Source organism: Methyloglobulus sp. (genome assembly GCF_046714055.1).
Classification (GTDB): Bacteria; Pseudomonadota; Gammaproteobacteria; order Methylococcales; family Methylomonadaceae; genus Methyloglobulus.
On sequence record NZ_JBKKBJ010000083.1, the window covers coordinates 1 to 12,248 of the forward strand.

The 12,248-nt window shown below is 44.7% G+C and carries 10 protein-coding genes and 1 pseudogene; 4 read left to right on the top strand and 7 right to left on the bottom strand.

The features are described from left to right. Positions 1-294: 294 nt before the first annotated feature. Positions 295-777: pseudogene (gene dcd, locus ACLQ6D_RS05050) on the top strand (dCTP deaminase); the annotation flags it as partial. Positions 778-988: 211 nt separating this feature from the next. Here dcd and ACLQ6D_RS05055 read toward each other — a convergent pair. After that, positions 989-4,243, bottom strand: coding sequence for an SNF2-related protein (locus tag ACLQ6D_RS05055; protein WP_411726197.1), 3,255 nt, complete (start codon positions 4,241-4,243; stop codon positions 989-991). A 152-nt stretch (positions 4,244-4,395) separates the two neighbouring features. Here ACLQ6D_RS05055 and ACLQ6D_RS05060 point away from each other — a divergent pair, with 152 nt between their 5' ends. After that, positions 4,396-6,273 carry a cytochrome c peroxidase gene (locus ACLQ6D_RS05060; RefSeq protein ID WP_411726206.1) on the top strand — a complete coding sequence of 626 codons (1,878 nt, stop codon included), beginning with the start codon at positions 4,396-4,398 and terminating at the stop codon, positions 6,271-6,273. A gap of 42 nt (positions 6,274-6,315) precedes the next feature. Here ACLQ6D_RS05060 and ACLQ6D_RS05065 read toward each other — a convergent pair whose 3' ends face one another. Beyond that, positions 6,316-7,548, bottom strand: coding sequence for a hypothetical protein (locus tag ACLQ6D_RS05065; protein ID WP_411726198.1), 1,233 nt, complete (start codon positions 7,546-7,548; stop codon positions 6,316-6,318). Between the two features lie 327 nt (positions 7,549-7,875). Here ACLQ6D_RS05065 and ACLQ6D_RS05070 point away from each other — a divergent pair, with 327 nt between their 5' ends. Next, positions 7,876-8,124, top strand: coding sequence for a glutaredoxin family protein (locus ACLQ6D_RS05070; RefSeq protein ID WP_411726199.1), 249 nt, complete (start codon positions 7,876-7,878; stop codon positions 8,122-8,124). Next, the gene (locus ACLQ6D_RS05075) at positions 8,117-9,499 is read left to right on the top strand and encodes a class II fumarate hydratase (RefSeq protein WP_411726200.1); all 1,383 of its coding nucleotides are present in this window, start codon (positions 8,117-8,119) and stop codon (positions 9,497-9,499) included. The genes ACLQ6D_RS05070 and ACLQ6D_RS05075 overlap by 8 nt, the downstream gene beginning before the upstream one ends. A gap of 48 nt (positions 9,500-9,547) precedes the next feature. Here the strand turns inward: ACLQ6D_RS05075 and ACLQ6D_RS05080 are convergent, their stop codons facing one another. From ACLQ6D_RS05080 to ACLQ6D_RS05100, 5 genes are all read right to left on the bottom strand, one after another. Then, positions 9,548-10,018: a hypothetical protein gene (locus ACLQ6D_RS05080; protein WP_411726201.1), complete on the bottom strand. Its 471-nt coding sequence runs from the start codon at positions 10,016-10,018 to the stop codon at positions 9,548-9,550. Continuing rightward, the gene (locus tag ACLQ6D_RS05085; protein WP_411726202.1) at positions 10,011-10,562 is read right to left on the bottom strand and encodes a hypothetical protein; all 552 of its coding nucleotides are present in this window, start codon (positions 10,560-10,562) and stop codon (positions 10,011-10,013) included. Before ACLQ6D_RS05085 ends, ACLQ6D_RS05080 begins: the two co-directional genes overlap by 8 nt. Next, positions 10,546-11,331, bottom strand: a complete 786-nt coding sequence (locus ACLQ6D_RS05090) for a TIGR04255 family protein (RefSeq protein WP_411726203.1) — start codon at positions 11,329-11,331, stop codon at positions 10,546-10,548. Before ACLQ6D_RS05090 ends, ACLQ6D_RS05085 begins: the two co-directional genes overlap by 17 nt. Positions 11,332-11,433: 102 nt before the next feature. Further along, a complete protein-coding gene (locus ACLQ6D_RS05095; RefSeq protein WP_411726204.1) occupies positions 11,434-11,607 on the bottom strand; it encodes a type II toxin-antitoxin system VapC family toxin in 174 nt (57 codons plus the stop codon). A gap of 299 nt (positions 11,608-11,906) precedes the next feature. After that, positions 11,907-12,086, bottom strand: a complete 180-nt coding sequence (locus ACLQ6D_RS05100) for an AbrB/MazE/SpoVT family DNA-binding domain-containing protein (protein WP_411726205.1) — start codon at positions 12,084-12,086, stop codon at positions 11,907-11,909. Positions 12,087-12,248 lie beyond the last annotated feature (162 nt).

Consider the following 12,248-nt stretch of genomic DNA (forward strand, 5'->3'; position numbering starts at 1 on the left):
TATCCGCTGCTTGCTTATGCGTATAGCCTTTTTCATTGACTAATTTGGCTGCATCTTGTTTAAATTCTATCGTGTATTTGGGTCGTTTATGTTTATGTTGTTCGCTCATTATTCACCTCTGTCGACAATATAAATCTGTGTTTAGAAGTGTCCGGTATTATTAAACCATTTCATAACTTGGCATCACCAATGTGGACAGGTCTATTTGCTCTGGTGAAACGCCTTTGTAAGCGTTTGACATAATAAGGTAACAAACTCGTAGCCGAACTTCAAAGTGTTAAAGATGATCGTCTTCGAACAACGCCATCGCCAAATTTAGTTGAACTAGAAAACGGAGATACGGCCTCAATTGATCTCAGGTTGGGGCAATGGTTCTTAACGATGCGCCAAGCTCGAGGCGCTCTTTTGAACATGGGGTCAGATAATGAAGATGATTCAACGCTTGGGCAAGCTAAAGAACATTTTGTGCCATTTGGAAATCCTTTTATTCTCCATCCTTCAAAATTTGTTCTCGGAATCTCGCTTGAATGGGTAAATTTGCCGTCATACCTTGCAGGATATGTGACTGGTAAATCTTCATGGGCGCGCCGTGGGCTTATTATTGAAACAGCAGCAGGAATCCATCCTGGATTTTCAGGTTGTATTGCACTTGAAATGACCAATATTGGGGAGATTCCAATTAAAATTGTTCCAGCTACTGAAATTGGACAGTTATTTTTGCACCATGCTGATGGCGATGAAAAGGTGACAGAAAGTCAATACGGATGCCAAAAATAACCGAAGCTTGGTGTAATTAAAGAGGATGAAGTATTGAAAATGCTGAGGGAATCAATTTAGCATTGTCTGTTAAAAGTATATTGAAAATTAGGGAAATAGGCTTTGTAGATATACAAATAATCAAAAACTACTAAGACAAGCAAGGTCTATTCGTTTTCAAATTGTTTGCATCCAAGTTATCTCGAAATATTTTGTAGCAGTAAACTTTCATTCACAAAGGCTCAAACAAAGCCGTGAGGTCTTCTGCCGTCAATTGCAAAGCCTCATCTTTGGCTCCCTCGGTATAAATACTGTCTGCTAAGGCGCGTTTCCGTTCCTGCATGGCGATCATTTTTTCTTCCACGGTATTTTCAGTGATGAGTTTGTAGACGAATACCGGTTTGTCTTGTCCAATGCGGTGGGCGCGGTCTGCGGCCTGGGTTTCAACGGCTGGATTCCACCAGGGATCATAAATGATGACGGTATCGGCTTCAGTCAAATTCAAACCGATACCGCCCGCTTTCAAGCTAATCAGGAACACATCGGCCTCGCCGCTTTTGAACATCTCAATGGCCGCATCGCGGTTTTGGGTTTGCCCGGTCAGTTTGCTGTAAGCGATAGACCGTTTGTTCAGTTCATCCTCGATCAGGGCAATCATGCGGGTAAACTGGGAGAAAACGAGGATTTTCCGCCCTTCTTCCAGCAACTCTGGCAGTAATTCCATAAGCAGGTCGAGTTTGGCCGATTGATTGATTTTTTGCGCTTCCTGGATGGTTAAGGTGCGGGGGTCGCAACAGGTTTGGCGCAGCTTTAACAGGGCATCCAGGATGGTGATATGGCTGCGTGACAAGCCCCTTTGTGCAATCGCGTCACGGACTTTTTTCTCCATCGTCAGGCGAATACTTTCATACAGAGTGGCTTGTTTTTCATAGAGGGGGACTGAACGGATAATCTCGGTTTTTGCCGGCAATTCCGATACGACTTCTTGCTTGGTGCGGCGCAGCATGAACGGCGCGATCCGGCGTGACAAGCGTGATTTTTGTTCGGCGTTGCCGAACGTTTCGATGGGTGTACGGTACAGCCTTTTAAAAGCTGCGCTATCACCTAAAAAGCCCGGCATTAAAAAATCAAATTGTGCCCACAGTTCGCCCAAATGATTTTCCATCGGCGTACCCGTCAAGCACAGCCGATGACTGGACTTGATTTGGCGTACAATTTGGGCGCCTTTGGATAGCGGGTTTTTGACTATCTGGGCTTCGTCCAGGATCAAATAATGATACTGATGCTCTAGCAGGGTTTCTTCATCCCTGGGCAGCAAGGGATAGGTGGTCATAATCAGGTCGTAATCCCTGATTTTGTAAAACAGTTGCCTTCGTTCAGTGCCCTGCAAAATTAGCATGTTAAGGTCTGGGGTGAAGCGTTCCGCTTCCCGCCGCCAATTGCTGAGCAAGCTGGTCGGGGCGATAATCAGACTGGGCGCTTGCATCCGTCCGCTTTGCTTTTCCAGCAATAAATGGGCGAGGGTCTGGACGGTTTTCCCCAGCCCCATATCGTCGGCGAGGATCCCTGCGAATGAAAATTCCCGTAAAAATTGCAGCCAATTCAGCCCTAATTTTTGGTATTCCCGCAATGTCGCCTGGAGATTTTCAGGCACGGGAACATCAGCTATGCCTTGAAAATCACTCAATTTTTGTGCGAGTTTCCTTAATTCCTCACCGCCCTTGATGGAAAACAAGCCATAGCTGTGTGCCTCCATATCGGCAAGGCTGGCGGCATTGAAGCGGGAAATTTTCAGTGAGCCGTTTTTATCCAACGTACTGCTGCCAAACAGCTCAAGCAAAATCGCTAGAAACGGCTTGATCTTTTCACTCGGTATGGTCAGGTAACGGTAATCGCTGACGGGAATATTCAGTAATTCGGGGAGATTGTGCAGGTCGTAATTTTCCAGCACGGGCATAATCAGCGGTAACAAGGGCAATGATTGCCCTTCGACCTCGATATTAAAGCGCATCTCAAACCAGTCATTCTGGCTGTCGCTGATTTCAGCGTCCCAGTTGTCTACGGCTTGAAAGTCCAGCAAAAAACTGTCGCGAAATTCAACAGACCAACCGTCCTTTTCCAATTTCGGCAAAACGGCATCCAGAAAGTATCCCCAGCGTGTCGCGCTTTCCACAGTGGACTTTGCATAACTGCCCAGGATGAGTTCTTTCCCCGTAGTCTCGATGGTTGGCGCTGATGTAAAGCCCAGTTCCGTCAACCGCGCAATGGCTGATTTTTCCGCCTCAAGCGAACGCTTGATACGCGCCAAGCCCTGGGCTGTTTTTATTACGCTATAGTCTTTAGCCTCATGGGCAGATAGCAGATTATCGCCATACTTGAAATTTACCTGCATCAAATGCATATACTGCCTGGGATTTGCCTGTTCCCCAAACAATATAAGCTGGGGGATAGGTTCTAAATTCGGGATTTCCGTCAAGGCAATTTTTTTAGGGGGTGGCAGAGGCAGTTCGGGGTGCTCGACAGTCAACCGATAGCTAAATTCATCGGCAACTTTTTCCGGAACTGGCGGTGCGGCTAGGATATTTCTTAGTTGTTCATGAGTTAGGTTAGTTGCCGTAAATCCGCCGACTGTACCTTCTTCAGGATCGAGATAATGGGGCGGGTCAACCAGTATCGGCAACGCCGCCGGTTCGATAGCCGTATGTAGCTGGTAATCACCTTGACCGGTAAGCTGCCAGTCGAACCGTAAGTCACGGGTAGCACCCGGTTTAAGCGCTGGCGCTTCTATGTCCTGCCAGAACAACCGGCCCATCTGCAATAATTTTGACAGGGCGATAGCGCCCATAGACCCGGTAATTAACGGTTCTCCGCCGGGAGAGCTATCCAGGGCAGAGATAATTTTGGCGAGTTCGCTGTCTTCCGGCTTGACGTAAGGATAATACGAGAAACTGTAACGCAGGTTGTGCAAACTTGTTTTGCGGCCTCTACTCAGGCCACCGTATTTTTTTTCTTTGGTGACTACAAGCTCAATCGTCAATTCGTTTCCGACCCGGAGCGGTTTCAGGATATAAGCTATAAACTCATTCAAGCCGTCATTTTGCGGAACCGGAGCCTGTCGGTTCAAGCTGTCCAGCCATTCCAGGCAACTGGAGCCTGATCTTTTGCGTACCCCTTCAAGGCCACCATCCTGGTACGTCAGGCAGGCAGCAACGACATGTTTGCAGTTATAACCTATAGGGCAGGAACAACTGCCTTCAATTTCGGCAGATCGGTAATCAGGCCGCCATACAATACGGATATTTTGCTTGTACGGGCTGCTGGCGCTGCCCTCTACTGTGGCATTCAATTGTGTAAAAAGTACACCTTCGCTGGTCACTTTACACTGCATCACCAAACCTGCTTCGTAGTAATGCTTGCCGCGTTCATAAAAACTTGCGCCACATTCCTTGATAATGTCGGGGCGGAGAAGTTTTTTTTCGTTGGTCATAACGGGTGAAATAAGTTTGGGACAACTTGATATTGTACAATAATTAGCTATAGAATTGCGGCACGGAAACCGTCGTTGGTGGAACTTATCTGGAGGCAGAGAACATATTGGACAAACTCAAGACGTTTATTCTGGCATTCACTGCTTTCGCTATGCCCCTGGCGCAAGCAGAGATTATGCAACCCTCCCAACCGCAACCGCTCGCGCCAGGATACAGCGACCTGACATTTACTGCGCCCATACCCGGCACGTACAAACTACCTGTATTGGGGCAGGCCAGCGATGGCAATGTGCTGGATAGCGAAGGCCATGCGATCACCTTACACAGTTTGATGTGTAATACGGCGAAGCCGGAAAAGATTGTTTTGCTAAATTTTATATATTCGACTTGCAGTGACATCAATGGCTGCCCACTGGCAACGGCCGTCTTCCATAAAATAAAAAACCGTCTGGAAAAAGCACCTGAACTGGCAAGCCATTTACGGTTAATCACCTTAAGTTTTAATCCAGAACATGACACGCCAGAACGGATGAAGGAGTACGGCGCAACTTTACAAGGCAAAGGCGTGGAATGGCACTTCCTGACCACTCGTTCCGAACAAGAACTGCAACCGATACTGAAAAATTACAAGCAGACCGCCGAGAAAATCTATGATGCCAAGGGAAAATTCACCGATACTTTCAGCCATAATTTGCGTGTTTACTTGATAGACCAGCATAAACAATTACGCAACATCTACAACACGGAACTGTTGCACCCAGACACGCTCATCGGCGACATCAAAACCCTGCTACAGCCAGAAGCCAAACTCGCAGAACCCGCTTCAAGCAACCCTGAAAAATCGGCGTTATACAGTGCGGGGGACAATAAGCTCTCTTACGAAAACAAAGGCTACCAAACCAACTCGATTTCACTGACCCGCCGCACGGGCCAACCCGCCGATTTGCTCAAAACCATCACGCAACCACCGCTGGGTTTGTCTCCCGTTCCTGTGCCTGAGAACAATCCCATCACAGCGGAAAAAATCAACCTGGGCCGAAAGTTGTTTTTTGACCGCCGCCTGTCGATCAACAACACCTTTTCCTGTGCTATGTGTCATATCCCAGAACAAGGCTTTACCAGCAATGAGATGGCAACCGCCGTAGGCGTTGAAGGGCGTACGGTTATGCGTAACAGCCCGACCTTATATAACGTCGCTTATATGCAATCGCTGTTTCACGACAGCCGCGAATCCACCTTGGAGCAGCAAGTCTGGGGACCGTTATTGGCACATAATGAAATGGCGAATCCCTCCATCGGCACTGTGATTGATAAAATTAAGGACAGCCCAGATTACGATGGCTTATTTGAAAAGGCATTCGACAAAGAACCCAGCATGGAAACCATCGGTATGGCGATTGCCAGTTACGAGCGTACGCTAAATTCGGCGAATTCACCTTTTGACCGCTGGTATTACGGCAAAGACAGCAAAGCCTTAAATGCCAAAGCCCAACGCGGTTTTCAGTTATTTATCGGCAAAGCACAATGTAACCAATGCCATACAATCAACAAGGAATACGCTTTATTTGCCGATAACAATCTGCACAACACAGGCATCGGCTACGCTGATGCAATGACCGACAAACCGTCTAACCCATCACAGCGTGTGCAGGTGTCCCCAGGCGTTTATGTTGAGGTTGCATCTAAAATGATAGACTCGGTTGCCGAATCCAAAGCCAATGATTTGGGACGCTACGAAATCACCCAAAACCCGCAAGACCGCTGGCGTTACAAAACACCATCCTTACGTAACGTGAAACTGACTGCGCCTTACATGCACAACGGCAGCATCGCCACCTTGCGGGAAGTCATAGAATTCTATAATCGCGGCGGTATTGCCAATGAAAACCTTGATCCTTTAATCAAGCCGTTGTATCTTTCTAGCGCGGAAATAGACGACCTCACCGCATTTTTAGAAGCATTGACCGGAGATAATGTGCAAGAATTGGTTTCTGATGCTTTTGCTGCGCCAGTTGGGGATAGCGATTAATGCTAAGATAAAATGAAAATAAACTTTGTATCTAATCTACTTTTATATTGAGCCAATATCCATAATATCGAATTTTTCCCATTCAGGTTCGCCCTCAAAAATAACTTTTACCAATGAACGACCAACGAGTTTTTGCCCTTCCTCAAGCACATTGCATACTTTTTGATAATCACTCCATTCATCAGAACCATCGGCATCAAACCGACCTGTATGTACAGAACGTGATCGTAAATCGTAAATATCTCGAAATGTATTGTTTATTCTTCGGCGCTCTTTACGTGTCCCTCCAAGAAATTTTTCAGCGCGATTGCAAACGGTAGAAGTTATATTTTCAGTAAGTTTAATTGGCGAATACAATGACTCAAATGCTATTCCTAGTTCGATTGCCTTATCAACATGACGTATTCCAGCCAGGTAAGATCGGTTCAACCGATCTAGTGGAACCAGTAGCCGCAATCGACTGCTTTCACTCAAAGCTCTAAAGTGTGATACGCATTCACGAAGATTTGGTACATCTGGTTCATTCATAGCGACTGAGTGCAAAATTGTAGTTGAATCAACTCCAAATGTAGAAAGATTTACCGCCCAAGCAGCCCATTCTTGGGGTTCAAACCAATAGTGTCGCAAGCGAAATCCCCCGCCCGCAATTGGCGTTATACAACGTAACACATCAAGAGCGGGTTCGATTAAGTGAGGAACATAGGGTATATCGTGATCCCAAGGACGGATATGTACTTTTTGAATTTCATGTCGAAGAACTAGAGCCGCTGTTGGATCTCTACCACTAAAAAAACCGCGTACAGCGACTTGGTATTTGGTGTCAGTCATAGCCAAGTTATTCCAAGCAATGAGTTCGTAATCGCCAATTTTAATGTTTTCTTTAACATCAAATCCATCAATCGCCAGAATCTCTGTAACTTCTATGGTTTCAGAGGTCAAGTAGCGAATTAAGTTCTTGATTGTCTCCTCAGCACCAACTTGTTGCCCTCTTGAAATAAGCCATTGCACAAGAAAGCGAAAGCTCACATTTTCTTCGTTTCCAAGTGTGTATTGATAAGCGTAATTAAAGAACTCTAAGGCAGGGATTTTCTGGACTAGATTATGAAGGTCACGGATTTCTTTTAGGGCTGAGTCTGGGTCGTCACGTAGGGCTGTTATTTGAAAAAGCAAACCCCAGTCGGCACTACGCGCTTTTGCAGCAACCAGAAGGGCGGACGCAAGCGCATCAATTAGTGCTGCTGCTTCGGAATCTGTCATTTGATACTGATTTGTCATATCTAACGTCTAACGTAACCATTCAACTATTAAAGCAGTCTTGCTTCAAATAATCCATAAGTTGTAAAGGTTCGCAACTGTTCCGACGAATGATTGTATGATCACATTATGTAGATTGTGCTTAAAGAATTTGCTTCAAAGTCGTTTGTGTATCATTTTTTGCCTAATTTGATAGGCAAGAAGCATAATCGTAAGGGATTAACCTCAAAATCACTTGATCCTCAAATAATAAAGATTTTGATAGGCAAAACGTACCGTGCTTGCTATCAGCTTGCCTGATAAAATGTCATCATTACGTTATCCCGGCAAAATTATCAATCATTATCCATGAAATACCTATTACTGGGAACGTCCGGTTGCCATTTATGCGAACTGGCGGAGGAACTGATAAACGAATGCCTTGCTGCCGAAACGGATATTAAGGTTGAACTTATCGACATAGCGGAACAAACCCAATGGCAACAAGACTATGCCACCCTGATTCCCGTATTATTGCACCAAAAATCGTTACACTCCCTTAACTGGCCGTTTACCAAGACGCAAGTTTTAACTTTTATTAAACACAGCTATGACTGAACAATACCGAACCGAAAAAGACAGCATGGGCGAGTTGCAAGTCCCTGCCAACGCCCTGTATGCCGCGCAAACCCAACGCGCCATTGATAATTTCTCTATCAGTGGACTCACTATGCCGCCCACTTTTATCAAAACTGTCGCGCTTATCAAAAAAACCGCAGCTAAAGCGAACCTGGCCTTAGGTGAAATGGAAAGTGCCACCGCTGATGCGATCGTTAAAGCCGCGCAAACGATTATGGACGGACAACATCAGGATCAGTTCCCGATTGATGTTTTTCAAACTGGCTCCGGTACCAGCACTAATATGAACGTCAATGAGGTCATAGCCACGTTGGCATCCCAGTTTGCAGGTGTCGCCGTCAGCGCGAATGATGATGTCAATATGGGGCAAAGCAGCAATGATGTCATCCCCACCGCGATCCACGTCAGCGCAGCGATTGAATGCCAGCAAGCCTTATTGCCCGCCCTAAACCATCTTGCGGAAACGATAGAAACAAAAGCGCGTTCGCTAGACTATGTGACCAAAACAGGACGCACTCACCTAATGGATGCCATGCCCATACGCTTCAGTCAGGAGTTGGGGGCTTGGGCTTTGCAAATCAGGAATGGCATCGACCGGATTCAAGCAACCTTGCCCAGGGTGTATATGCTCGCCCAGGGCGGCACGGCAGTTGGCACTGGCATCAACGCACATCCCCAATTTGCCGAGCAATTTGCCAAGCTATTGGCCGAGGAAACCAACTTGCCGTTTCAACCGAACGCGTCGTTTTTTGAAAGCCTGAGTTCGCAAGATTCGATAGTTGAATTATCATCCCAACTGAAAGTGATCGCGGTCAGTTTGATGAAAATTGCCAACGACCTGCGTTGGATGAACAGCGGCCCGCTGGCAGGTTTAGGCGAGATCGAATTGCCCGCCTTGCAGCCCGGCAGTAGCATTATGCCCGGCAAAGTTAATCCGGTAATCCCCGAAGCCGTGGCGATGGTCGCCGCCCAAGTGATCGGTAACGACACCACCATCACCATTGCCGGTCAATCCGGCAGTTTCCAGTTGAACGTGATGCTACCCGTCATTGCCTACAACATCCTGCAAAGTATCGGACTAATCGCTAACGTCAGCAAACTGCTTGCAGACAAAGCTATTTCCGGTTTCACGGTACGCGAAGACAATCTGCAAAAAGCCCTATCAAAAAACCCGATTCTGGTCACCGCACTCAACCCCATCATCGGTTATGCCAAAGCGGCTGAAATAGCCAAAGCCGCTTACAAACAAGGCCGCCCGATCATCGATGTGGCTACCGAAATGACCGATCTTAATCGGGCCGAATTGGAAAAATTGTTAGAACCTGGGCATTTGACGCAGGGTGGCATCAATTAATCGATGGAGAATCCTAGAAAAAATAAAGAATATTTTTATTGATCTTGCTTATTTTGGTTCCAATTTCCATCCTCTTTGTGTAGCAAGTCTAGCCAGTGCGATTCGTAATAATTTGAAGGCTTTTTTTTGTTTATTTTCGGAGCCGAAAAATTTCGGCTCCACTGTTATTAGGGAATGAGCTAGGTTTTCATGTTCATCATGAATAGGGTTATAAATCACATCTACGGCATGCGATAAATTTTTGACATCACCTTTTGTTTCAATTTTGCCTATTGACCGTACCTCTTTAGTGATAAGGCTGACAATACCATCCGTTTCGCTTAACTTGGACAGGGAAGGGTTAAAATTCCTAAGTTTTGCCCTATCTACAGATGGTTCCTTTTTCTGGTCTCGAAAGGCATCTTTAGTAAAAATAAGATGTCCGGTGTCATCATAAATATACTCGCTGTCTATTTCAGATAGTTTCCGCACACTCCGATAAAGCTCTTCCTCGTCAGAAATGAAATTATCTTCATCCATTAAGCAGCCAATCCCACAAGCTCAGATAATTACCTTTGCCCAGAATTTCTAAGTGCATCTCGCTTTCTATATTAATGCCCCAAACTTTAATATATTCAACCTCGTCTTCCATAACTTCAAGATGTAATTCATGTCGGCCTTTATGCCATTCTACCGTGATGTTTCCATCTTCGTCGCTAGTTGTAAATGGAGTAAGCCAAAAACGTCCAGCTTCTATAACTACAGTTAATAGATCTCGTATAATTCCCTCAGCATTACTGACACTTATCTTATTTGGTTTTTTTGAATCACGAAAATCCCAGTTTTCTTTACGTTGGCGTATGGCAAAAAACTGAGCATCTATTTTCTTTTGAAAAATTGATTGATTTTCTTCTTGCCAGTATCGAATTATTTTTTCTCTAGCCGATAAATTGGGAAAAACATTTGCTGTTGTAGCAGTGGTGCTTTTAATCGGGAAAATAATAAAAGCATCGTTTGCACTTTTTGCTGTAGCTTCCCTTTTATATTTTTTAAGGTTGATATTGCTCTCAATTCCTTTTTGCACCCATTGCCTCTCGTAAGGTGTCAGTAATACTCCATTGGAATATATTCCATTCATTGTTTTTGAATTCGTCGCATTTTGCCAGCGCATTATCTATACCTTTAATTTTATTTTCACTAAAACAATCTATATCAATGAGATAAGACTTTTTATTATTTATTTGTTCTTGCCTAAATTTACCTGTTACTTGTGTCAACGTATGAGTCACATTAGCTTTAATATTTCCATCATCAAGTTGAGTTATTTTTTCCAAAGTCTTTAAATCTTCCGCTATTGGTTGTTTTAACTCGGGGAAAATATACACAGGGATACAATCCTTAACGCTTTTCTCATTGAGAGGAAGAATATCTTCATTGACAATGTTTCTATATCTCAGTCCAATACGAGAAAAATAAGTTGGTTCATAAACCTTATTAAAAATTTCTAAGAATTTTTTTAGTCTTCCTCTAAAATCTTGATAATTCAGATAGTTGCCTTTACAGCTAAGGGCAATAAAATTTCTTGTTAATGATACTTGCCAGTCCCCTTCTTCAGAGAAAAAGTAGAATTCCTTATCAAAAGTTAGTATTTTTTTAAACTCTTCAGGCATATCTTGAGGCAAATTTTGAAAGTTCGATCCCGTCTCTGGAAAACCTTCTTTTCTTATAATATCTTGAAAATCTGCAGGTTCTTCTCGAGAAATTTTCATGATTTCAGGAAACCGTGCTTGGAAGATCACCTCAAACAAGATGTTTTTTTCGTATTCAATTCTATCTATTTGCTCAAAGTGCATAGCCGCTAATCTCTTAAATCATAATATTTTTGAATTTTTCCTGCTATAGACTAGCAGAAACGCCGAATTATCCAGCAAGATTGCCCTACCTTGTAGATTTTATTAATTCATCCCCATGTTTGAATCGAGCATAATCAGTGCCACGCTCGGAAAATAGGTACTAAATCGCCCACGATCACGGGTGACCAACTGATAGTTTGATACGGCAGCATGGGCACCGATAAAGAAATCGGGCAGCACATTGCCTTTTTCACCCTTGCGTTTTTTGTATTGCATTGTGCCTTTCCGGCCAGGAACAGGGCTACTCTTGGGATGGATGTTAAGACAAAGCCTAGATGCTCGAAAAACCTTCCACTTCTTCGATACGTTCATAACCCACCGAACATTCGGCATATATGATCGGGTTGATGACCAGGGTATGGTCTTGATCCAACTTTTCCAGGGTTTCAGCACTCCAGTGATACTAACTGCTTTTGTGATCGGCCAGATCGGTGAAAACACAGCTATCAACTAGGTCTACGACCACGCTACGCCCCGCGTAAGCGCCATGATTTCGTCGGTCGTCATCCTCAATTTTACCATTTTAGGGTCAGTGCGAAAGTGGCTGGTTCTTTTTTGTGACTACTGGCCTTCACAATGTACCAACGCCCCGTATCATCTTGCATGAAATCGATTTCTGTTTGTGCAGGCTGAATGCCCATGTTCTCCCGGACATTTTGTGGGATAGTCACTTGACCTTTGCTGGTTACGTGCATTTTTGTCACCGATTTTATTGGTAATACTTAAATAGTCCTGATTAGTAAGGAACCCCAGCCAGCACCGTCATACTGGCATGGATGCCGGTATCCAGTCACATGGATGTGAATGTATGACTTGGCATTGTGCCTAAATCAAGCGGCAGGGCATTTGGCACAAAC